General features: G+C 70.9%; 22 protein-coding genes. 7 read left to right on the top strand and 15 right to left on the bottom strand.

Annotated features, from left to right (window positions below; translation table 11 throughout):
* Positions 1–43: 43 nt before the first annotated feature.
* Entirely contained in the window at positions 44–532 is a 489-nt protein-coding gene (locus tag ORI60_RS38920) for a GNAT family N-acetyltransferase (RefSeq protein ID WP_266043036.1), read from the bottom strand.
* On the bottom strand, positions 529–1,122 hold the full coding sequence (locus tag ORI60_RS38915) for a TetR/AcrR family transcriptional regulator (protein WP_266043035.1): 594 nt from the start codon (positions 1,120–1,122) through the stop codon (positions 529–531). The genes ORI60_RS38920 and ORI60_RS38915 overlap by 4 nt, the downstream gene beginning before the upstream one ends.
* Positions 1,123–1,191: 69 nt before the next feature.
* On the opposite strand from ORI60_RS38915, the gene ORI60_RS38910 reads away from it, so the two are divergent.
* Positions 1,192–1,833 carry an O-methyltransferase gene (locus ORI60_RS38910; protein WP_266043034.1) on the top strand — a complete coding sequence of 214 codons (642 nt, stop codon included), beginning with the start codon at positions 1,192–1,194 and terminating at the stop codon, positions 1,831–1,833.
* A gap of 33 nt (positions 1,834–1,866) precedes the next feature.
* Here the strand turns inward: ORI60_RS38910 and ORI60_RS38905 are convergent, their stop codons facing one another.
* Both ORI60_RS38905 and ORI60_RS38900 read right to left on the bottom strand, forming a co-directional pair.
* The gene (locus tag ORI60_RS38905) at positions 1,867–3,129 is read right to left on the bottom strand and encodes a ribonuclease D (RefSeq protein ID WP_266043033.1); all 1,263 of its coding nucleotides are present in this window, start codon (positions 3,127–3,129) and stop codon (positions 1,867–1,869) included.
* Positions 3,130–3,199: 70 nt separating this feature from the next.
* Positions 3,200–3,853: a response regulator gene (locus ORI60_RS38900; RefSeq protein ID WP_181320591.1), complete on the bottom strand. Its 654-nt coding sequence runs from the start codon at positions 3,851–3,853 to the stop codon at positions 3,200–3,202.
* Positions 3,854–4,171: 318 nt separating this feature from the next.
* Between ORI60_RS38900 and ORI60_RS38895 the strand changes: the two genes are divergently transcribed.
* Positions 4,172–5,320: a dipeptidase gene (locus ORI60_RS38895; RefSeq protein ID WP_266043032.1), complete on the top strand. Its 1,149-nt coding sequence runs from the start codon at positions 4,172–4,174 to the stop codon at positions 5,318–5,320.
* Positions 5,321–5,328: 8 nt separating this feature from the next.
* On the opposite strand, the gene ORI60_RS38890 is transcribed toward ORI60_RS38895, so the two are convergent.
* Entirely contained in the window at positions 5,329–5,877 is a 549-nt protein-coding gene (locus ORI60_RS38890) for a DUF3000 domain-containing protein (RefSeq protein ID WP_229905701.1), read from the bottom strand.
* 72 nt (positions 5,878–5,949) lie between these two features.
* On the opposite strand from ORI60_RS38890, the gene hemE reads away from it, so the two are divergent.
* Genes hemE through hemQ form a run of 3 tightly spaced genes read left to right on the top strand, consistent with a single transcriptional unit; the run spans position 5,950 to position 9,127 of the window.
* On the top strand, positions 5,950–6,984 hold the full coding sequence (gene hemE / locus ORI60_RS38885) for a uroporphyrinogen decarboxylase (protein ID WP_266043031.1): 1,035 nt from the start codon (positions 5,950–5,952) through the stop codon (positions 6,982–6,984).
* A complete protein-coding gene (gene hemG / locus ORI60_RS38880) occupies positions 6,984–8,411 on the top strand; it encodes a protoporphyrinogen oxidase (RefSeq protein WP_266043030.1) in 1,428 nt (475 codons plus the stop codon). Before hemE ends, hemG begins: the two co-directional genes overlap by 1 nt.
* A 23-nt stretch (positions 8,412–8,434) precedes the next feature.
* On the top strand, positions 8,435–9,127 hold the full coding sequence (hemQ, locus tag ORI60_RS38875) for a hydrogen peroxide-dependent heme synthase (RefSeq protein ID WP_266043029.1): 693 nt from the start codon (positions 8,435–8,437) through the stop codon (positions 9,125–9,127).
* A gap of 51 nt (positions 9,128–9,178) precedes the next feature.
* Here hemQ and ORI60_RS38870 read toward each other — a convergent pair whose 3' ends face one another.
* The 10 genes from ORI60_RS38870 to ORI60_RS38825 all read right to left on the bottom strand — a co-directional run bounded on the left by ORI60_RS38870 (position 9,179) and on the right by ORI60_RS38825 (position 19,022).
* A complete protein-coding gene (locus ORI60_RS38870) occupies positions 9,179–12,262 on the bottom strand; it encodes a S8 family peptidase (RefSeq protein ID WP_266043028.1) in 3,084 nt (1,027 codons plus the stop codon).
* Positions 12,263–12,436: 174 nt separating this feature from the next.
* Positions 12,437–12,808 (bottom strand): hypothetical protein, encoded by a 372-nt coding sequence (locus ORI60_RS38865; RefSeq protein WP_266043027.1) that lies wholly within the window; start codon positions 12,806–12,808, stop codon positions 12,437–12,439.
* Positions 12,801–13,619, bottom strand: coding sequence for a DUF692 domain-containing protein (locus ORI60_RS38860; RefSeq protein ID WP_266043026.1), 819 nt, complete (start codon positions 13,617–13,619; stop codon positions 12,801–12,803). Before ORI60_RS38860 ends, ORI60_RS38865 begins: the two co-directional genes overlap by 8 nt.
* Positions 13,619–14,389 (bottom strand): TIGR04222 domain-containing membrane protein, encoded by a 771-nt coding sequence (locus tag ORI60_RS38855; protein ID WP_266043025.1) that lies wholly within the window; start codon positions 14,387–14,389, stop codon positions 13,619–13,621. The genes ORI60_RS38860 and ORI60_RS38855 overlap by 1 nt, the downstream gene beginning before the upstream one ends.
* Entirely contained in the window at positions 14,389–15,153 is a 765-nt protein-coding gene (locus ORI60_RS38850) for a TIGR04222 domain-containing membrane protein (RefSeq protein ID WP_266043024.1), read from the bottom strand. The genes ORI60_RS38855 and ORI60_RS38850 overlap by 1 nt, the downstream gene beginning before the upstream one ends.
* Positions 15,154–15,165: 12 nt before the next feature.
* On the bottom strand, positions 15,166–15,942 hold the full coding sequence (locus ORI60_RS38845; protein WP_266043023.1) for a TIGR04222 domain-containing membrane protein: 777 nt from the start codon (positions 15,940–15,942) through the stop codon (positions 15,166–15,168).
* A gap of 88 nt (positions 15,943–16,030) precedes the next feature.
* On the bottom strand, positions 16,031–16,924 hold the full coding sequence (locus tag ORI60_RS38840; protein WP_266043022.1) for a TIGR04222 domain-containing membrane protein: 894 nt from the start codon (positions 16,922–16,924) through the stop codon (positions 16,031–16,033).
* A gap of 253 nt (positions 16,925–17,177) precedes the next feature.
* Entirely contained in the window at positions 17,178–17,600 is a 423-nt protein-coding gene (gene msrB, locus ORI60_RS38835; protein ID WP_266043021.1) for a peptide-methionine (R)-S-oxide reductase MsrB, read from the bottom strand.
* 112 nt (positions 17,601–17,712) lie between these two features.
* Positions 17,713–18,003 carry a hypothetical protein gene (locus tag ORI60_RS38830; RefSeq protein ID WP_266043020.1) on the bottom strand — a complete coding sequence of 97 codons (291 nt, stop codon included), beginning with the start codon at positions 18,001–18,003 and terminating at the stop codon, positions 17,713–17,715.
* A gap of 65 nt (positions 18,004–18,068) precedes the next feature.
* Positions 18,069–19,022 (bottom strand): asparaginase, encoded by a 954-nt coding sequence (locus ORI60_RS38825; RefSeq protein ID WP_266043019.1) that lies wholly within the window; start codon positions 19,020–19,022, stop codon positions 18,069–18,071.
* 103 nt (positions 19,023–19,125) lie between these two features.
* Here ORI60_RS38825 and ORI60_RS38820 point away from each other — a divergent pair, with 103 nt between their 5' ends.
* Positions 19,126–19,779, top strand: coding sequence for a GntR family transcriptional regulator (locus tag ORI60_RS38820; protein ID WP_266043018.1), 654 nt, complete (start codon positions 19,126–19,128; stop codon positions 19,777–19,779).
* A gap of 10 nt (positions 19,780–19,789) precedes the next feature.
* Positions 19,790–22,045 (top strand): XRE family transcriptional regulator, encoded by a 2,256-nt coding sequence (locus ORI60_RS38815; RefSeq protein WP_266043017.1) that lies wholly within the window; start codon positions 19,790–19,792, stop codon positions 22,043–22,045.
* Positions 22,046–22,081 lie beyond the last annotated feature (36 nt).

The following is a 22,081-nucleotide window of genomic DNA, read 5'->3' as shown; positions in this document are numbered from 1 at the left end:
TCTTTTGACGTCGTCCGCAAACGAGCCGTTGCAAGGGGTCGGATCAGGGGAGGTGGAGGAGCCAGCGGGTCTCGCCGTCGTGGACCTCGTCGGTGGCGGCGAGGCCGGCGGACTCGGCGACGGCGGCGGACGCGTGGTGGTCCGGGTGGACGTGTGCGATCACGGTGCGGACCTGCTGGGTGGCGAGCCAGGTGACGAGGCCTCGGGCCGCTTCGCGGGCGATGCCGCGGCCCTGCCACGGCGTGCCGACGACCCACGCGATCTCGGCTGACGCGTCGGCATGGGTGATGGTCGCCTGCACGGTGCCGGTCAGGCGGTCTTCGTCGCGGAGCCGGATCACCCAGTTCAGCCACCGCACGGTCGGGTCGGGGGAGCCCTCGGCCAGCCGCCGGTAGCGGGCGAGCAGGTCCTCCGGGGAGAGCGGGGTGCCGCCGGTGAACGCGTGCAGCGCCGGGTCGGCCAGCACCTCGGCCATCTCGGCGGCGTGGCCGGCCCGCAGCGGGAGCAGGTCGAGGCGGGCGGTGCCGATCATCGCTGGTGGCGGTGCAGGAAGGCCGCTACCAGGTCGTCGGTGAAGGTGCGGGGGACGGGGGAGCCGGTGACCAGGACGCGGTAGTGGATCGGGCCCACCAGGTGGTCGAGTGCCGCCTCGACGTCCAGGTCGGCGGGGAGTTCGCCGCGTTCGATCGCGCGCTGCAGGGGGAGGCGGTCGCGGTCGCGCTGGTGGCTCAGGTGGTCGTCGCGCAGGCGGGCGGCCAGCTGCGGGTCGTGCTGGGCCTGGCCCGTCAGGGCGCGGAAGACCGCGCCGGGGTCCGAGGTCGTGAGGAACTCGGCCAGGGTCGCCAGGTGGGCGCGCAGGTCGGTGCCCAGGTCGCCGGTGTCCTGCGGGGTGAGGTGTTCGGCCATGTCCTCGGTGAACGCCTCCAGCAGCACGTCGACCTTGGACGGCCACCAGCGGTAGATCGTCTGCTTCGCGACGCCGGCGCGGGCGGCGATGCCTTCGATCGTCACGCCGGCGAATCCGCGTTCGGCCAGCAGGTCGTCGGCGGCCTCCAGAACGGCCTGCCTGGCTTCCTCGCTGCGGCCGTGCCGGTTTCCGCGATGCGCGGTGCTGCTCCCCATCGCCACCTCCAGGAGGCGTACTGTAGCCAGGGCTAGGCTAGACGCAACGTTGCGTCTACTCTGGTCGGCATGACCATCACCTTGCACGAGACGCGGGTTCGTTCGGTGCTCGACCGGCTCTTCGGCGCGGCCGGGGCCGACGACGGCGTCGACGCGCCGTGGGACGTGGTGCGCACCGGGACTGCGCAGGAGCGCGCCGATGCGCTGGCCGGGGTCTACATGCCGATCTCGGCCCGCGGCGGGGAGCTCCTGTACGGGCTGGTCCGGTCCAGCCGGCCGGAGACCGTCGTCGAGTTCGGCACGTCGTTCGGGATCTCGACGCTCTACCTGGCGGCGGCCGTCGCGGACAACGGGCGCGGGCACGTCTACGGGACGGAGATGTCCGCGGCGAAGGTCGCCGCGGCGCGGAAGAACCTCGACGAGGCGGGGCTCGGCGGGGTCGTGACGATCCTGCCCGGCGACGCTCGCCGCACGCTGGCCGATCTCGCGGGGCCGATCGGGCTGGTGCTGCTCGACGGGTGGAAGGAGCTGTGCCTGCCGGTGCTGCGGGACCTGGAGCCGCGGCTCGCGCCCGGTGCGCTCGTCGTCGCCGACGACATCGACCAGGACTCGATGGCCGGATACCTCGAGTACGTGCGTGATCCGGCGAACGGGTACGTCAGCGTCGCGTTCCCCGTCGAGGACGGCATGGAGATCAGCTGCCGTGCGTGAGCGGGTCGCGCACGGCAGCTGATCTGTCGGATGTCAGTCGGAGTCGGACGGCGTCGGTGCTGTCGCTGTCAGCGCCTTGGTGAGGGCGTCCAGGGTCAGCTCGATCTGCCACGACCTGGCGCCCCCGTCGCGCAGCACGGTGGCCACGGACTCGGGCGAGAGGTCGGCCGGCGGTTGCCAGCAGGTGCGGCGCACGAGGTCGGGCAGCAGCAGGTTCTCCACCGGCAGGGTGTTCGCCTCGGCGATGGTCGCCAACGCCGCCCTGGTCGCGGCCAGGCGGGCCGCGGCGTCCGGGTCCTTGTCCGCCCAGCGGTTGGGCGGGGGCGGGCCGTCGTGCTGGCCCGCGGGCTCCGGCAGCTCCGACTTCGCCAGGGCGCCTGCCTTGCGCAGGGCGTTCATCCAGACGCCGGACATGCGGCGCTGGGCTCGGCCCCGGAAGACCGGAAGGGCGAGCAGTTCGGCCTCGTTGGCCGGGTTGCGGGCGGCTGCCTCCATCAGGGCGGAGTCCGGGAGGACTCGGCCGGGGGCGATGTCGCGTTCGCGGGCCACGGCGTCGCGGGCTTCCCACAGCGAGCGCACGAGGGCCAGCTGCCGCTGGTTGCGCACGCGGTGGATACCGGACGTGCGTCGCCAGGGGTCGGTGCGGGGGCGCGGCAACGGCGCCGTCCGCACCGCCTCGAACTCCTCGAGCGCCCAGGCGAGTTTGCCCTGGCGCTCCAGCTCGGCTTCGAGAACGTCGCGCAGCTGCACGAGCAGCTCCACGTCGAGAGCGGCGTACGTCAGCCAGTCGGCAGGAAGGGGCCGGCGCGACCAGTCGGCCGCGCCATGCCCCTTCTCGAGCCTGTAACCGAGTAGCCGTTCCACCAGCGTGCCCAGTGCGACACGTTCGAACCCAGCCAGCCTGCCCGCCAGCTCGGTGTCGAACAACACGTCGGGTCGCAGCCCGAGTTCGGCGAGGCACGGCAGGTCCTGAGACGCCGCGTGCAACACCCACTCAGTGCCATCGAGCGCCTGCACAAGGGGGTCTAGCCGTCCGCCCAGGGCGATCGGGTCGACCAACCAGGTGCCGGCGCCTTCCCGGCGCAGTTGCACCAGATAGGCACGCTGTGAGTAGCGGTAGCCCGAGGCTCGCTCGGTGTCCACCGCGACCGGGCCCTTCGCCCCGGCGAGCGCATCAGCGGCTCGCCGGAGCGCAGCTGGATCGGCGACCACGGGCGGGACCCCATCAGCAGGTTCCGTCAGCGGTACCGGTTCTGGTCCGGTTGGTGCGGTTGGCTCGTCGGCGGGTACATCCACAGCGGATGACCCTACGACGATCGCACCACTCACAGGTGTTCTCGGCCGGTTCAGTGCTTCAAACCGGTATCTAACGGATCACGCCGGCACGCATGGCCAGCGCGACCATCTGAGCGCGATCTCCTGTGCCCAGCTTCCGGCCGATCCGCGACAGGTGAGACTTCACCGTCAACGCGGACAGGCTCAGAGCCTCGCCGATCTCCTTGTTGCTCTGGCCATCGGCGACCAGCTGGAGCACCTCGACCTCACGCGCGGAGAGTTCCCGCGGCGTGTTGTCCGTGCCCGGCACCCGAGTACCCGCTGCGAGTACTGGTGCCACGCTCGGATCTGCGTAAACGCCACCATCGAGGACCCTGCGCACCCCGTCGGTGACCACCATCGGAGAGGCGGACTTCAGGAGGTACGCCTGGGCGCCCGCCTGGAAGGCCGACCTGACCGCGTAGGGGTCGTCGGAGGATGCGAGGACCACGATGCGGGGCCAGCCCTGGGCACGGAGTTCCGTGACCAGGTCGATGCCGGTGCCATCCGGCAGACCCAGATCGAGGATCGCGAGGTCGCAAGGACCGGTTGCAAGTGCCCGCGCCCGAGCCTCTGCCACCGATGCGGCCTCATGCACTGTCCCGGCTCCCATTTGCGTGAGCCGAGCTGATATCGCCTCCCTCAGCAGTGGGTGGTCGTCGACCACCAGCACTGAAAAAAGCTCTTCCCGCGGGTGCGGGACCATGTTCGCCGGCAACGAGCCGGCTGGCGTGGTACGAACGGCCTGACCTAAGCCGACGGCAGCCACGTCACTACCTCCCTGGAGTCGGTCGTGCCCCCCGACCGGCACCGGAGACTTTCGTCCAATCAGCCGCGCCACTGATCGACCGAAAGTGGTGTCGTCTGGGGCAGCGTAGCCGCCCATGCGGGTCTACGGGACGATCAATCGGGTATCTATCCCTATTGAGTTGTGACAGATGGCCCCATGTGTCACACGATTGGATGACAACTAGATAGGGGGTGTAACGCGAGCCCCTCTCGGAACGACATCTTGGAGTTGGTTGTGCCTAGCAGTTCCGGTCTCGAACGAGCGCGGGCGTTGCTGCAGCGTTTCCCCCTCGTCGACGGCCACAACGACCTTCCGTGGGCCCTGCGCGAGTTCGGCGACGGAACGGGCGAGGACGTCTACACGACCGCCGCGAAGATCGATCTCACCGAGCGTCATCCCAGCCTGCACACGGACCTCGTGAAAATGCGCGAGGGCGGCCTGGGGATGCAGTTCTGGTCCGTCTGGATTCCCGGCAGGCTCGCGGGCGACGGAGCCGTGACCGCCGTGCTGGAGCAGGTCGAACTGGTCTACGAGCTGGCGGAGCGGTACTCCGACCACCTCGGCGTCGCGACGACCGCCGCGGAAGCCGAAAAAGTTTTCTCCACCGGGCGTGTCGCCTCCCTCCTCGGGGCTGAGGGCGGCCACTCCATCAACTCTTCACTCGGTGTCCTGCGGGCGTTGCGCCGCCTGGGCGTCCGCTACATGACGCTGACCCACAACGACAACACCCCGTGGGCCGACAGCGCCACTGACCAGCCCGAACACGGCGGGCTCACCGAGTTCGGCCGCGACGTCGTGCGCGAGATGAACCGGATCGGCATGCTCGTCGACCTGAGCCACGTCGCGCCCAGCACGATGCACGCCGCGCTCGACACGAGCGTCAAGCCCGTCATCTTCAGCCACTCGTCGTGCCGCCACGTCGCGGACCACCCGCGCAACATCCCGGACGACGTCCTGGTCAAGTTGAAGGCGAACGGCGGTGTGGCCATGATCACATTCGTGCCGGACTTCGTCTCACCTCGTGTCGCTGAATGGGACGCAGCCCTTCGTGAGGCCATGACGGCCGCCGGCGCGAACCACGCCGACATGGATGAGCGCAAGGCGTTCGGCGAGAAGTGGATCGTCGAACACCCGAAGCCGGTCGCCACGCTCGACGACGTCGTCCTGCACCTCGACCACGCCCGCGAGGTCGTCGGCGTCGACCACCTCGGTGTCGGCGGCGACTACGACGGCGTCCAGACGCTGCCGCAGGGCCTCGAGGACGTCTCGACCTACCCGAGCCTCTTCGGCGCGCTGCTCGACAAGGGCTGGTCCGAGGACGACTGCGCCAAGCTCGCCGGCGCGAACGTCCTGCGGGTCCTGCGGGAAGCGGACGCCGGCTAGTACATGGCCTAGGGCTGGCGCTGACCGAAGAGGGTGACCCCGACCGGCGGCAGCCCCACGGCCGTCGCCATCAGCTCGTAGAACGCGGTGCCGTGCTCGGCGAGCTCCCCGTCGAGCGCGGTCCACGACGCGCGCAGCTCCAGGTCGTCGGTGCGCGCGGGACCCGCGATGTCGCCGAACCGGGCCGACGACGTCTGCGTCACGGTCCCGCCCAGCGCGGTGAACCCGGCCCCGGACTGCTCCAGCGCCTCGGTCAGCCACGACCACCCGACCTCGGGCAGCAGGGGATCGGACGCCAGCTCGTGGTCCAGTTCGACGCGGACGTACGCCACGACGCGCAGGACACCGCCCCACGCCTCGTCGCCGTCCGGGTCGTGCAGCAGCACGAGTCTTCCGGTCGACAGCTCGTCCGACGGGCCGGTGACCTCAGCCGTCAGCGCGTACGCCCACGGAGCGAGCCGCTGCGGTGGGCGAACTTCGGTGAGTTCGATCTCGGGCCTGTGGCGAACCGACTTGAGCGTCCCCACCGCCCGGCGGAAGATTTCCGGCTCGGTCACACAACTGACTGTATGCCTCGCAATCCGGCCGAGTGATGGCGGCACGCCGGGACGTGGGACCATGAAAGAGATATGAGCACTCAAGTCCCCCTCCTCGTGGCCGCTCGTGGCGGCACCCCGTCGCACACCCCTGTCTGGTTCATGAGGCAGGCGGGACGGTCGCTCCCCGAGTACCGCGCGCTCCGCCAGGGCACCGCCATGCTCGACGCGTGCATGGACCCGGAGATGGTCTGCGAGATCACCATGCAGCCCGTCCGGCGGCACGGGGTCGACGGCGCGATCCTCTTCTCCGACATCGTCGTGCCGCTCAAGGCCGCCGGTGTCGACCTCGACATCGTCGCGGGCACCGGTCCCGTGGTCGCGAACCCGGTCAGGACGCTCGCCGACGTGGAGGCTCTCCCCGAGCTGCACGCCGAGCAGGTCCAGCCGGTCGCGGACGCGATCGGGTTGCTGCTCAAGGAACTCCCGCAGGAAGTCGCCCTGATCGGGTTCGCGGGAGCGCCGTTCACGCTGGCCTCCTACCTCGTCGAGGGCGGGCCGAGCAAGAACCACGAGCGCACCAAGGCGCTCATGCACGGCAACCCGGAGCTGTGGCACGCCCTGCTCGCCAAGATCGCCGGCGTCACGGCGGCGTTCCTGCACGCGCAGCTCGACGCGGGCGTCCAGGCCGTCCAGCTGTTCGACTCGTGGGCGGGCGCGCTGTCCGAGCGCGACTACCGCGAGTTCGTTCTGCCGCACTCGAAGCGCGTCCTGGAGACGATCACCACCGTCCCGCGGATCCACTTCGGCGTCGGCACCGGCGAACTGCTGCCCGCGATGCGCGAGGCCGGCGCGGACGTCGTCGGCGTCGACTGGCGCCTCCCCCTCGACGTCGCCGTGCGGCGCCTCGAGCAGGCGAACCCCGAGTTGCCGAAGCCGGTCGTGCAGGGCAACCTCGACCCGGCGCTGTTCTTCGCGGGCTTCGAGGCCGTCGAACGCGAGGTGCGCCGCATCCACGCCGAGGGCAAGGCCGCCGCGGGCCACATCTTCAACCTCGGCCACGGCGTGCTGCCCGACACCGATCCGGAGATCATCACCCGGACCGTCGAACTGATCCACAGCTTGTAATGCACGCCAGAGCGCCGCACGTCGCAGTCGTCGGGGGAGGCATCTCCGGTCTGGCCGCCGCACACCGGTTGAGGATGCTGCTCGGACCCGCCGCGAGGATCACGGTGATCGAGCAGTCCGACCGGCTCGGCGGCAAGCTGCGCACGACCGAGCTCGCGGGCGTGCGGTTCGACGTGGGCGCGGAGGCGTTCCTGCACCGCAAGCCCGAGGCGCAGGAGCTGATCAACGAGGTCGGTCTCACCGGCCACGTCGTGCACCCCACGGACGCGAAGGCGAGCGTGCACGCCTCCGGGCGCACGCACCAGCTGCCCGCGCACACGTTCATGGGCGTCCCGGCGAGCGTCGAGACGGTGCGGCACATGCTGTCGTCCGAGGGCGCGCTGCGGGTCGAGATGGAACCGACGCTGCCGTCGATCGAACTGCGCGGTGGCGACGTCGCGGTCGGCGCGCTGGTGAAGGACAGGTTCGGCCCGGAGGTCGCGGACCGCCTGGTCAGCCCGCTGCTGGGCGGTGTCTACGCGGGCCGCGCGGACGAGCTCGGCCTGCGTGCCACGATGCCCCAGATCGCCACGCTGCTGGACAAGGGCGTCGGCTCACTGCTCGCGGCCGCCGCGATGATGATGCCGGCGCCGCCGCAGCCCCGTGCCGCGCGCCCGCCGGTGTTCGCGAGCCTCGCCGGCGGCGTGTCGTCGCTCGTCGACAGGCTCGCCGAGGTGGCGAAGCCGGAGGTCAGGCTCGGTCTGCCGGTCCGCGTGCTGTCGTGGCTCGGTGCCGGCTGGCGGCTCGAGATCGGCTCGGCCGCGACCCCGGAGTACCTGGAGTGCGACGGCGTGGTCCTCGCGGTCCCGGCGCCGTCCGCGCGCAAGCTGCTGCACGAGATCGCCCCGCAGGTGTCCGCCGCGTACGGCAAGGTCGAGGTCGCCTCGATGGCGGTCGTCGCGCTGGCGCTGCCGCCGGGCACCGAACTGCCGCGGCGCTCTGGCGTCCTGATCGCGGAGGGGGAGCGGTACTCCGACCGCATCACCCCCTTCACCGCGAAGGCGTTCACGTTCTCCAGCCGCAAGTGGGCGCACTACGGCGAACCGGTCATCCTGCGGGGCTCGGTCGGGCGGCACGGCGAGACGGCGCTCCTGCAGCGCAGCGACGCCGACCTCGTCAAGGCCGTGCGCAACGACCTGCACGAGCTGACGGGCATCAGGGCCGCGCCGATCGACTACGTGGTGCAGCGCTGGGGCGGCGGCCTGCCGCAGTACGGCGTCGGCCACGTCGACCTGGTGGACACCATCGAACGCGGCATCGCCGACGTGCCGGGTCTCGCCGTCGCGGGCGCCACCCTGCACGGAGTGGGCGTGCCGGCCTGCATCGCGACCGCCGACGCGGCCGCGGCCCGTGTCGCAGCACACCTGCTGGGCCGCGTTCGCCGCTGAGGGGCCCGTGCCAAGATGGACCTATGGCGCGCCTGAACTACAACGAGCTCAACGACACCATCCGCTACACGATGTGGTCTGTGTTCCGGGTCGAACCCGGCAAGCTGCCGGACGACCGTTCGGCCGCCGCCGGTGAGACCCAGAACTACCTGGACGCGTTGGAGGGCAAGGGCGTCGTCGTGCGCGGCGTCTACGACCTGGCCGGGCTGCGCGCCGACGCGGACTTCATGATCTGGTGGCACGCCGAGGAGATCGAGCAGGTGCAGGCCGCCTACACGGGCTTCCGCCGCACCCCGCTCGGCAAGGTCTCCACGCCGGTCTGGTCGCAGGTCGCCCTGCACCGCCCCGCGGAGTTCAACCGCAGCCACATCCCCGCGTTCCTCGCGGGTGAGGAGGCGCGCAAGTACGTCTGCGTCTACCCGTTCGTGCGGTCCTACGAGTGGTACCTGCTGCCGGAGGAGGACCGCCGCAAGATGCTGGCGGACCACGGCAAGGAGGCCCGCGACTTCCCGGACGTGCGCGCGAACACCGTCGCCTCGTTCGCCCTCGGCGACTACGAGTGGCTGCTCGCGTTCGAGGCCGACGAACTGCACCGCATCGTCGACCTCATGCGGCACCTGCGCGGCACCGAGGCGCGGCTGCACGTGCGCGAGGAGATCCCGTTCTACACGGGCACCCGCGTGCCGGCGGCCGAGCTCGTGCTGAACCTGCCGTAACGACGGCGAAAGGGCCGCCTGGACACCGTCCTGGCGGCCCTTTCCGTTCTCCTACGCCACCTTGTAGGCGCGGATCACCGTGAGTTCGACGGTGTGGCCGTTGGCGTCCTTCGCGGTGGCCTTCAGGGAGGTCCACTTCGCGCCGGCCGGGTGGTAGATCAACGCGCTGTTGCCCACCACACCCGCGCGGCGCCACGACGTGCCGTCGTCGTGCGAGTACTCGACCCCCGTGACGCGCACCTTGCCCGCGTGACCTTGCGACTGGGTGAGCAGTCCGACGCGCTGCAACGTGCCCGCGGGTACCGCGCCGCCGGCGTCGAGCCTCGGCTCGAACCTCACCGCCGGCAGCGAAGGCGCGTCGATCTTGCCCTCGGTGCCCTTGGACGTGAAGTTCCACACCGCCGACACCTTGGTGCTGAACTCGAACTGCGAGCTCCGGTCGAGGCTCACCTCGGCGCGGAAGTCTCCCTGTGCCAGCGGCAGCCCGGAGAACAGGCCGCCCGGGGTGTCGGTCTCACCGACCAGAACCCCGTCGCGGTACAGGGCGGCCCTCGCTGTGTCCACAGTGGACGTTCCTTCGCCGTGCGTGCCGTCGCTCGTCATCGGCGGGCTGACGTAGAGCTGCGTGCCGTACCGCTCGATGAACCCGTACTCGGCCTCGGGCAGGCCCGGTGAGAACACCGGCCGGACCTCGCGTTCCTCGTAGGTCCTGCCGGCCTCGTACGTGCGGAGCCCCGAGGTGATGCGCTCCTGGGCGCCGTTGGCGTGGCGCGTCATGACGGCGGACCGCCAGCGCACGTCCTCGGTGGTCACGTAGTCGACCGCGGTCGCGCCCGGCGCCACCGGGTAGAGGGCGGTGCCACCGCTCAGCCCCTGCGGGGACAACGGCAGCTCGCCCTTCGACGCCTGGCTGTCCGGCTTCTGGCCGCCGATGGTGGACCTGATCTTGGCCAGGTCCTTCTGGGCGGGTGCCTTGGCCAAGCCGACGGGGAGACCGCCGGGAACCGGGTAGGCGAGCCGGTAGAACGTGTGCGGGTCGGCCGTGGTGTTGGCCTGCAGCATCGCGAGCGACGACAGGTCGCCGGGCGGCAACGGCCCGCCGGCCTGTGCGACCGCGACGCCCTCAAAGCCGCCGAACACGAGCATCGTCCCCTGCAGGCGGCTCTCGCCGCCGACCGCGCGGCGGAAGGCGATGATCCCGAGCGTGAAGTCACCGGTCTCCTCCGGCGCCTTCATCGACACGGGCTGGGCCAGGCGGGCGTCCTGCGTGACCGTCGTGTCGCCGGTCAGCTCCACGGTGGGCTGGTAGAGCAGGTCCATGCCGCGCTCGCCGTTGTACAGCGTCGTGTCGAGGAAGTACGTGCCCTTGGGCAGGCGGATCTTCACGTCGCCCGTACCGGCGACCGGCTTGAACGTGTCGTTGTCCAGACCGACCAGGAACGTGAACGAGGCGTCCGAGTTCCCGCCGTCGCGGCCGATCATGTCGATCGTGAGGGTGTAGCTCTCCACCTCGCGGTCGATGCCGACGAGGGTGCGGACGGTGTGCGTGCCGGAGGTGGCGACGACCTCGCCCGCGTACGCGGCGTCCTGGGTGCCGGCGCGCGAGTCGCCGGTGACGTTCACCGACGCGGTGCCCTTGGCCGGCACGGTGACCTTCGTGGCGCCCAGCGTGAACATGCCCGCCGGGGCACTGCCCTTGAACGCGAGGTCGAGCGTGATCGGCGCGTCCGTCGGGTTGGCGTAGGTGATCGGCTTGGTCACCGGCTTGTCGTCACCGTGCGGCCACTCGTGCAGGCCGAGGTTGACGGTGACGTCGCCGGTCAGCACCTGCCCGATCGCCTTGGCCACGTCGATGCGCCCGGCGCCCTGGTCGAACGCGCTGACGCCCTCGGTGGGCTTGGCCGTGGTCGCGAGCACCGACTTGAGCTGTGCCGGCGTCCACTCCGGGTGCTGCTGCTTGAGCAGAGCCGCCGCGCCCGCGACGTGCGGCGTCGCCATGGACGTGCCGCTGGCCGCGAAGTGGTCCGCGCTGCCGGCCTTGGCGGCGACGATGTCGACGCCCGGTGCGGTCACCTCGGGCTTCAGCCCGCTGTCCCCGACTCGGGGGCCCCTGCTGGAGAACGACGCGATCTTGTCGTCGCGGTCGACGGCGCCGACCGACAGCGCGGCCTCCGCCGTGCTGGGCGAGCTCACCGAGCCGGGCGAACCCGAGTTGCCCGCCGCGACGACGAACAACGTGCCGTACTGGGCCGTCAGGTCGTTGACGGCCTGCTCCAGCGGGTCGATCTCGGGGGTGTCGCCGCCGCCGAGGCTCATGTTGACGACCTGGGCGCCCTGCTCCGCCGCCCAGCGCATGCCGTCGAGGATCCAGGACTCCTGGCAGCCGAACTCGACGCAGACCTTCGCGTCGATGAGCTGCGCGCCCGGTGCGACGCCGCCGTACCGCGAGTCGTGGCTCGCGACGGTCGACCCGACGTGCGTGCCGTGGCCGACGACGTCGGTGTTGTCGGGGTCGGTGGTGAAGTTCTTCTCCGCGATCTGCTGACCGGCGAGGTCCGGGTGCTTCTCGTCGACACCGGTGTCGACGATCGCGACCTTGATCCCCTTGCCGGTGATGCCCTTCTGGTGGGCCGCCGGCGCGCCGATCTGGGCGACGCTGCGGTCGAGGCTCGGCTTGCGGATGCCGTCGAGCCAGACCTTGTCACCGGTCGCCGCCTCGGCCTTGAGCGCCGCCCAGTCGTCCGAGGACCTGGCGCCGAGTCTCGCCCGGCCGTCCACGATCAACGGCATGCGGTCGCGGTAGCCGAACTCCAGCAACGTGGTGACGTCGAAGAGCCTGCGGTCGAGCCGGCCCGCCGCCAGGGGCCCGAACGCGTCCTTCGGCACGACCATCGTGTGACCGTCCGCGGTGCGGGCGGTCTTGAAGGCCATGGTCCCGCGGCCCTCACCGGGCTGGATCGCGACCACCTGCCGGTCGTGTCCCAGCAGGACCCTGTCGCCGGTGACGAGGGTGACCTCGTCGGCGGTCTTCTGCGGGGCGGTGCCCGCCGGTGGAGCGGCCGCGGCTGTGGCGGCCGGTGCCGCGGTCAGGGCGAGCGCCGTGACGGCGCCCAGCACTTTCGTTTTTCCGCGCATTCGAATCCCCTCGTGGGCCGAATTCTGCGCGCTGTGGTCCGCGCAGGCCGGAAGGCCTTTCGCGGCAAAGCGAAGGCAATGCGAAAAAGACCCCCAACCCTTTCGAACGTATCGATGGTGCTGGGGGTCACACAGGGCCGAACGGGGGATTCTGGCCCCCGGATCGCTCGCCCGTCAGTTCGACTGCCAGAACTTCCAGCGCGCCTTGAGCTTTTCCGGCAGTTCGCCGCAGGCGCGGCACCATTCCGCGAACGCCGCGGCATCCTCGCGCGCGCGAGACCCGGCACGACGTGGGTGATCTGCGGCGTAGGCGTCGAAGAGCGGCCGGAACCGGTCGCCGAGCTCGTCGGCGACCGCAGGGCCGAGCATCCGCACGATGCCGCGCCGTTTCGACAGCAACGCCCGGCGTTCGACGCCGAGGCGTTGTTCGTCGAATCCCGCCGGTGCCGGTCCGTTGGCGAGCAATGCATTTAGCAGCTCGGCCTGCCGGGAGGCAAGCCTTTCGCGTGCGGACGAAAGGTCATTTTCTTCCACGATTTCAGCCACGGTGTTTGTCCACCACCGCGCGGATCGCGGCCAGTTCGCTCGCGATTTCGGTGTCGGACGGGTAGTTGTCGTCCCGCTCCAGCAGAACACCGGGCGGGGCGACGCGCGAGCACAGTTCGTCGAGCACTTCCAGGACTTGCGGCAGAACCGCGTGCGCGTGCGTGTCGTGGTAGATGTCGCCGTGCTGCTCGCCACCGGCCACGTGCACGTAGGCCAGGCGCTCCAGCGGGATCTCGTCGAGGAACCGCTCCGGGTCCGTGCCGATGTTGCGGGCGTTCGCGTAGAGGTTCGCGACGTCCACGAGCAGCCAGCAGTCCGTGCGCTCGACGAGCTCGGCGAGGAACTGGCCTTCGGACAGCTCGCCGTCCGGCCACTCCAGCAGCGCGGCGACGTTCTCCAGCGCGAGCGGCACGGGCAGGTTCCGCTGCGCCAGCTTCACGTTCGCGACGAGCACGTCGAGCGCGTCCTTGGTGCGCGGCACCGGCATCAGGTGGCCGGAGTCGAGCCCGCCCGCCCGCACGAAGCACACGTGGTCGCTGACCATCGGCGCGCCGACCGCCTCGGCGACGGCGCCCAGGTGCTCGACCCGGTGGAGGTCGACCTGGTCGGCGCTGCCCAGCGAGAGCGACACCGCGTGGGGGAGCACCGGGACGCCGCGTTCCAGCAGCAGCGTCACCGACTCCGGCAGGTGTCCGATGTGGAGGTTCTCCGCGACGACCTCGACGAAGTCCACGCCGGGCAGCCGTTCCACGGTCAGGTCGATCTCGGAACGCCAGCCGATGCCGACACCCAGGTCCTTGATGCCCGCCATCAGTCGCCTCCTCCGCCACCGCCGCCGCAACTGCTGCCGCCGCCGCAACTGCTGCCGCCCGATGAACAGCTGCTGCTGGTTCCGCAGCTGCTGCTGCCACACCCGCTGCCACAGCCGGCCGCACCTGCGCCGCCGCGGTTGCCGGTCCTCTTCTTCCTCTTGCGCGGCAACATCTTGACCACGCTCTGCGGCAGCCCGAAGAGCTCGCCGGCGCTCTGGTTGCCGATCCTGCCGCGGAAGCCTTCCAACGCCACCGCGAGGACCCTGTCGCTCGCGGTCACGCCCTTCAAAGCCGCCCGGCCCGCCCTCGTGAGCGGTTTCGCGCCGTACGTCCAGAACCCGACCCCCAGGAACGCCACCGCGCCGAAGAGCGTCCACGGCTCCAGGAGGGCGAGCAGACCCAGGAGGACGCCGAACGCGAGGAAGACCCACCACACCGCGAGCCGGGGGCGGGCTTCGCGGGTCAGCCGGCGTGCCCGCAGCTGCTGGTGCAGCGTCCGCATCTCCTGGCTCTTCGCGGCGTTCCGCACGACCGCGTCGAACCGGGCCGCCTTGCGCAGGTGGACGAGGATGAAGGTCTCGACCGCGGTCAAGGTGCCCAGCTCGGTCTCGTGCACCGCGGACACGAGGCCGTCGCGAGACACCCGCACCAGGCCAGCGTCGAGCAGCCTCGCCAGTGCGGTCTCCGCCGCCCGGCCGGGTCCTGCCACCAGGTAGCCGATCTCCTCCGGGGGCAACCGCGTTCCGCGCGCTGCCGTCGGTGCCGCCATCAGTCGCCTCCTCCGCCGCCACAGCCGCTGCTGCCGCCGCAACTCGAACCGCTCGAACCGCCGCAACCGCCGGAAGTGGTACCACAGCTGCTGCAGCTCGACCCCGAACCGCACCCGCCACCGTCCGGTTTGGACCGCTTCCCGGGCCTGCGCGACCTGGGCGGGATCAGCTTCACGACCTCCTGCGGGAGGTCGAACAACTCGCCGACGTTCTGCCCGCCGGTCCTGCCGCTGAACCCGTGCAGCGCCACCGCGTGCACCCTGTCGTGCGCGGTCACGTGCTTCAGCGCGTCCTTGCCGGCCTTGGTGACAGGGCTCCTTCCGTACTGCAGGAAGGAGAAGCACAGGGCGACCGGCACGCCGACGAAGAACGCCGGCGAGACGAAGCCCGCCAAGGTCAGCAGGCCCGCGACCGCGAGGGAGAACCACCAGCCCTCACCGCGACGGCGGGGCACCTGCATGAGCCTGCGGCTGAACAGGTGCCGGTACAGGTCGGCCACCTCCGGGCTCTTCGCGATCGACTGCACGATCTCGTCGATCCGGACGGCGGTCCGCGCGTGGCTCAGCATCCGCGCCTCGACCGACGTGGTGGCGCCGTGGCCGTTCTGGTGCACCGCGGAGACGAGCCCGTCGCGGGAGACCCGTACGAGACCTGTGTCGATCAGGCGGGCCATAACGGTCTCCGCTGCCCGCCGGGGACCGGCCGTCAGGAAGCCTGCCTCCTCCGCGGACAGCCACGTCCTCTGTGCTGCCGGTGTTTCCACCAGTCACCCCCCTCAGCTGCTGGAACTGCTGCAACTGCTGCTGCTCGAACTGCCGCAGCTGCTGCTGCTACTGCTGGAACAACTGCTCGAGCTGCTGGAACAACCGCTGGAGCTGCTGCTCGAACAGCTCGACGAGCCGGCGCAGCTGTGGTGGTTCCAGTCGTACGAACCGCAACTGCCGCTGCCGACGAGCGGAGTGGACGTCTTCATGCCGGGCCTGCCCGATCGCAGTCCGAACAACGCCACGTGCTCCGCGCGGCTGCGCGTGCTCCGGAAGGCGTACCGCACCACGGTCCTGCCGTTCGCCGTGAGCCTGCCCGGCTTGCGCAACAGCAGTGCCCCCATCAACAGCATCCCGCTCAGCACGAACACCCACGGCTCGACCGCGAAGGCGACGAAGATCGAGATGAAGGCCAGGAGGAACAACACCACCCGCAGCGCGTTCCTGCCGCCGTCGGGCCTGCCCCAGCGGGGCTGCACGACTCCGCGAGCGACCAGGCTCTGCGCCAGCGCGCCCATCTCGTGGCTCGCCATCGCCACCTGGATCACCTGGGGGACAGGACGAGCGGTGCCGTGGAGTCCGGCGAGGACGTACGCCTCCAGCGGGGTCGAGGCACCGTAACCGTTCTGGTGAACGGCGGTCACGAGTCCCTCGCGGGAGACGCGCACGAGACCGCCGTCCATCAGCCGGGCGAGGGCGGCGTGTGCCGCTCTTCCCGGGCCCCCTGCCAGGAACCCGATCTCCTCCGCGGACCACGTGGTCCGGTGCGGTGCCGAAGACTCGGACATCAGCACTCCCCTCACTGGTGTCGGTGTCTCTTCGACGTGAGATCTACCCCTGGGTTCCTGTTGTTACCTGAAAAGTCCGGACAACGGCTCAGCCGCCGCCACCACCGCCGCAGCCGCCTCCACCCCCACCGCCGCCGCAGCTGCTTCCGCTCGAACACGAAGACGAGCCGGTCGAACACGTGCTGTAGCCGCCACCGCTGTAGCCGCTGGGACCGGAGGAGGCGAGCAACGAGGTGCGCACCGCCAGGTCCGGGTACACGAGGAGACCGCCGAAGAGGACCGCGCCGGCCGCGCCCGCGTACACGACCTCGTCCACGCTTCCTGCCGCTCTGGTGCTCGTGCGGCGAGCGTCGTTGAGAACCTCGTTGCCCTTGCGGGTGCGCACGAGCGCCTTGCCGCGGCGGGTCAGGAGCAGGATCAGCACGCCGGTGAGGACGAGCTGCAGCGTGAGCCAGCCGACGGGCGCGTCGACCGCGACGCCGTTGACCCAGCGCGCGACCCCGATCGCGAGCAGCACCCAGAGGGGAACGGATCCCTTGCGCGTGGCGCTTTTCACGACGTCCGAGCCGGCCAGGAGACCCATGTCCTCGAGCCGCCGGCCGATGCCCGTGACCACGGGATCCGCCGCGACGGAGGGGATCATCAGCGCGACCGTGCGGTTGGTGTAGCGCTGGCAGTCGGTGATGACCGCGCGGTCCACCGGGTTGAGCGACCGAGTGGTGGACGTGGCCTGAACGGTGCCACGCCGTGAAGTCCTGAGCTCACCCGAGGTGAGCAGTCGCGCGACGGCCGTCTCGACCACGCGCCTGGGACCGCCCGCGAGGAACGCGAGCTCGTCCATGTCCAGAGAGCGCACGGGCTGGGTACTGTGACCCGCCCGCGCGCGTACCCGGACGACGATCGCGACCAGCACCGCCAGTGCCAGCCCGATCCAGTACAGCTGAAGGAACTCCGGTCCGGACAATCCCCAAGGTCTTGGCATTCGACCCACCCCCTGACTGCCCCGAAAGTGCTTCGGTGGGTCAATGGTGTGGTCCGCGCCACAGCCTCACAAGGCTTGTTGACGAAGCCTTAGGGTTGCCGGTCCCCTGCCGCCGTCAGGTGGTGGCTAGCTGGACGAGCCGCCGTCGACTCCTCCGGAGCCTTCACCGTCAGTGCCGCGCAGGGCGATGCGGAAGATCATGGTGCCTCCCAGGTCCGTCCGGTTCCTTGGCGACCGGACTGCGCTCAGTCTCCTATTCGGACGGAACGAGTTTCAAGGAGACGGAGTTGATGCAGTACCGCTGATCCGTCGGGGTCGGGTACCCCTCGCCCTCGAAAACATGCCCGAGGTGGCTGTGACATGTGGCGCAGAGCACTTCCACGCGCTTCATGCCGAGCGTGCGGTCCTCGCGCAGGATGACCGAGTCCCCGGCCAGCGGCGAGAAGAACGACGGCCAGCCGCAGTGCGAGTCGAACTTGGTGTCGCTGCGGAAGAGTTCGGCTCCGCAGGCACGGCACTCGTAGACGCCCTCGGTCTTGGTCTCGGTGTACTCGCCGGTCCATGGACGCTCGGTGCCCGCCTGCCGCAGCACCGCGAACTCGGCGGGGTTGAGCTGGGCGCGCCATTCCTCTTCGGAACGCACGACTTTCGGGGTGGCGCCGACAACAGGTTCCATGTCTCTTTATAACTCCGGCGCGCTCTCAGGGCTTCCCGGCGGCGCTGTGGGGTGCGGCGCCGTAAGGCCTCGTTAAGGTCTCGTTCTCGTCCGTGTCCAGAAGATGTTCGACTCAGAAGATGATGGCGATGATGTCGCCGAGTGCGAACCAGATCGTGAGGAGCACGCCCAGCAGGATGAGCCCGACGACGATGACGGCGACCAGCCGCTGGTGGCCCGTCGTGCGGTTCGCCGAGTCCGCGAAGTCCTGCACGCCCTCCAGGTAGTCCTCGACGGTGAAGCCCGGGCGTTGCCGCTTCATCTTGTCGAGATGGTCGGCGAACGCCTTCGTCTCGGGGTCGTGTGGGTCGAGGCCGATCAGTTCCTCCTGGAACTTCTCGTCCTCGTCCTTCGAATCGCCCATAAGCCCCAGCTTAGTGGCTGGGGCGCGGGATCCGGGCCTGGCGGCCGTTCACGGGCGGCGGCGCGTCAACTCGCCAGGGCGAGCGACGGCCTGACCGCGCCGACCGCGCGGCCGTGCCCGAGAACCGGCACCGTGGCGAGGTCCTCGACCCCGCTGACGTCGACCCCGAGCCGCTTGAGCACCGCCACTACGACGACCGCGCGGGCGCGCGACGAACCGTCCGCGATCTTGAGCGCCACGCCCTCGCCGGTGGGCAGGCCGACCGCGTAGACGCCCTCGGCCCCGTCCTTGGCGATGACGCCGGGCAGGGCGTCCATGAGCGCGGTGACGTCGCGGCCGGTGCCGCCGACCCACTGCGGGTGGGTGTTCATGGCGGTGGCCACGCGGTGTTCGAGGGTGCCTTCGGCGGCGCTGGCGAGACGGCCGAACGCGCGGGCGAGGCCGGTGAGGCTGATGGCGAAGATCGGGGCGCCGCAGCCGTCCACGCCGACCTGGGCGACGGGCTCGCCGGCCACGTCCTCGATCGTGAGGCGGGTCGCGACCTGCAACGGGTGAGCCGGGTCCAGGTAGTCGTGGGTGGACCAGCCGTTGGCGACACAGGTGGCGAGCATGGCGGCGTGCTTGCCGGAGCAGTTCATGTACTTCGGGGCGGGGGCCAGGCCCTGCGCGAGGTGCTGGGCGCGGGCCTGCTCGCCGAGCGGGAGGTCGGGGGTGCACTGCAGGGCGTCCTCGCCGAGACCCGCCGAGGCCAGGATCCGCAGGGCGCCGGCGACGTGGAAGTCCTCACCCGAGTGCGACGCGCAGGCCAGGGCGAGCAACGCGCCGTCGAGGTCGAGGCCGCTGCGCAGCATCGCGAGGGCCTGGAGCGGCTTGTTCGACGACCGCGGGAACGCCACGTCGTCGGGGCGGCCGACGGAGAGGACCGCGTCACCGGAGGCGCCGGTGGCGACGACGGTGCCGTGGTGCACCGACTCGAGGAAGTCGCCCCGCCAGACCTCAGCCACCACTTCGTGTGCCATGTCGCCCCTCCAGCCTGTGAGTAAAACTGCCAACTGTCGACAGTTGACACGTTCGCTAGTTTAACGGGAGGACGGCCGGTGCCGTCCAGATCAGGAGACGAAGGTGACACCTCCGGTCCCACTGCACCTCAGCCTGGCCGGGCAGGCCGTGGACGTGCTGCGCGAGCAGGTGCTCACCGGGGAGATCCCGCCGGGCTCGCGGGTCAACGAGGTCGAGGTGGCGCAGAAGCTCGGCATCAGCCGCGGGCCGTTGCGCGAGGCGATCCGGCACCTGGCCTCCGAGGGGCTGTTGACGCTCGTCCCGCACCGCGGCGCGTTCGTGCCCGACGCCAGCCCCGAGGACGTGCGGGCGTTGTTCGAGCTGCGCACCGCGCTGGAGTGCGCGGCCGCGGAGCTCGCGGCGTCGCGGCGGACCGACGTCGACCTCGTGCGGCTGCAGGACGTGTGCGCGGAGAGCCGCCGCAACTACAGGGCCGGGCAGCCGTTCCCGTACCGGCTGGACCTCGCGTTCCACCAGACGTTGATCGAGGCCGCCCGCAGCCCCTACATCGCCGAGCAGGTGCGGCTCGTGCAGCAACGGGTGGTGCTGCTGCGCAGCTCGCTGGACGACGACCCGCCGCACCAGCACGCGTCGATGGACGACCACGACGAACTCGTCCGGGCGATCGCGGACGGCGACGCGGCCAGGGCGGCGACGGTGATGCGCCGGCACCTCTCCCGCGTGTGCGCGCAGATGATCACGAGCTTGACCCGCTAACTTCTGGGACATGACGTTCGGCGCCCGGCTCCTGCGGCACCGCAAGAACGCGGGGCTCAGCCAGGAAGAGCTCAGCGAGCGGTCCGGGGTGAGCGTCCGCGCGATCAGCGACATGGAACGCGGCCGGGCCCGTTCGCCGCAGCGCCGCACGACCGAGGCGCTGATCGACGCGCTGGACCTCGAAGACCACGACCGGGCCGAGCTGCGCCGGCTCGCGAGGACCGGCCGGGTCGCGCTGACCGGCCCGGTCTGGTCGCTCCCGATGTACGTGGCGGACCTCGTCGGCCGTGACGCCGAGCTCGAGGTCATCGCGAACAAGCCCAACGGGCTCGTGGTGCTGCACGGGGCCGCCGGCACCGGTAAGACGAGTCTCGCCGTGAGGGCGGCCCACCTGCTGGAGGGCCGCTTTCCGGACGGTCAGCTGCTCATCGACCTAGAGGGCTCCACGCAGCCCCTCCAACGGTTGCTTAAAGACCTCGGGGTGCCCGCTGAACACGTGCCGGAGGACGTGCACGGCCAGACGCGCCTCTACCGGTCGTTGCTCGCGGGCAAACGCTTGCTGTTCGTGCTCGACGGCGCGACCACGGAGGAGGAGGTCCGCACGCTGAGAGCGGATGCGGGCTGCCTCACGATCGTCACGTCCCGGCACCGGCTCGCCGGGCTGGCGGGCGCGACGTGGATCCGGCTCGGCGGGCTCACCGAACCGTGCGCCGTCGAGCTGCTCGCGTCGATCGTCGGCGCGCACCGCGTCGAGGCCGATCCCGTGACCGCGCGGGAGCTCGTCCGGCTCTGCGGGACGTCGCCGCTCGCGCTCCGCATCGCCGGCAACCGGCTCGCCAGCCGCCCGCGCTGGCCTCTCGGCCACCTCGTGGAGCAGATCGAGGAACGCCGCCTGGCCGCGCTCACCGCGGGCGACCTGGACGTGCGCGGCGCGTTCGAGGTGTCGCTCGCGCACCTGCCGGAGACCGCGCGGCTGGTGTTCCGGCGGCTCGGCCTGCTCGTCGGCACCCACGTCGGCCCCGAGCTCGCGGCCGAACTGGCCGGCATCACCACCGCCGAGGCCGAACAGGCGCTGGAGGACCTCACCGACGTCAGCCTCCTCGACCCCGACGACCGCGGTTACGCGATCCACGGCCTCGTGCGGACGTTCGCCACCGGCCTGGTCGACGCCACCGACGACGACGCGGACCGCAGGATGCTCGCGTGGCTCCTGGAGACCACCGTGGCCGCCGGGGTCCTCTTCGGACAGACGGGCGACGCCCGGCGGGTGAGTCCGCGGCGCAGGGCCTTTCCCGACGTCGCGGCGGGACGGCGCTGGCTGGACGAGCACCGCGACCTGCTGCCCGAGATCGTCGAACGGGCGCAGGCCAGGGGGCTGCACGAGGACGTGACCCGCGCGGTGATCGCCCTCTCGCACTACGCGGCCATCGAACCGGGCCTGGTCTGGGAACGCGTCTACCGCCTCGCCCTCGCCTCCGCGCGCGAACCGTGGCAGGAGATCGTCGTGCGCGGCCAGCTCGGCTGGGTGCTGTTCGACGTCGCGCACCGGCCGGGACCGGCGCTGGAGGTGCTGACGGGCGCGGTCCGGATCGCCGAGGAGTCGGGGGAGACCGGGCACCTCGGCTGGGTGTGGCTGATCGCGTCGGCCTCCTACAGCGGGCTCGGGCAGTTCGACGAGGCCGAACGCGTGTGCCTCAAGGCGATCGGCTTGATGCGCGAGCCAATGGACGAGCACTACGCGCGGTCCGTTCTCGGCGTGCTGTGGCGGTCGATGAACCGCCCGATCGCCGCCGTGACCGCTCACGAAGAAGTGGCGAAGGAACAACGCGCCTACGCCGACACCATCTACGAGCTCTCCGCACTGGGCCGCACGCTCGGATGGCTCGGCCTCGCGCTGATAGACGTCGACAGGCCGGACGACGCCGTCGCGGCGCTCACCGAGGCCGAGGCCGTCTACAAGCGCGCCCAGATGGCGTCCTGGCTCGCCACAACCCTGTGGCACCGCGGCCTCGCCCACCGCGCGGCCGGCCGCCTCGCGGAGTCGGACGAGGACCTGGAGCGAGCCCTTGCCGGGTTCCGCGCGCTGGGTGACGGCCTCGGCGAGATCGAGATCCTGCGGGCGCTCGCGCACAACGCGGATTCGCGCGGCGACCACAGCGGGCACCGGCGTCTTCTGCGGGACTCCCTCGCGGCGTGCGAACGGTGGGACACGGACGCGACGCGCGAGATCGCCGCCGAGGTGCGGAAGTGCCTGTCCGGAGGGTGAGGGGATGCGGCATGACAGGCCGCAGCACGAACTCGG

Origin of the sequence: Lentzea sp. NEAU-D7, assembly GCF_026242055.1 — a bacterium.
Classification (GTDB): domain Bacteria; phylum Actinomycetota; class Actinomycetes; order Mycobacteriales; family Pseudonocardiaceae; genus Lentzea.
Note: the sequence above shows the minus strand (reverse complement) of the source record. Positions and strands in the feature narration are given on the sequence as shown.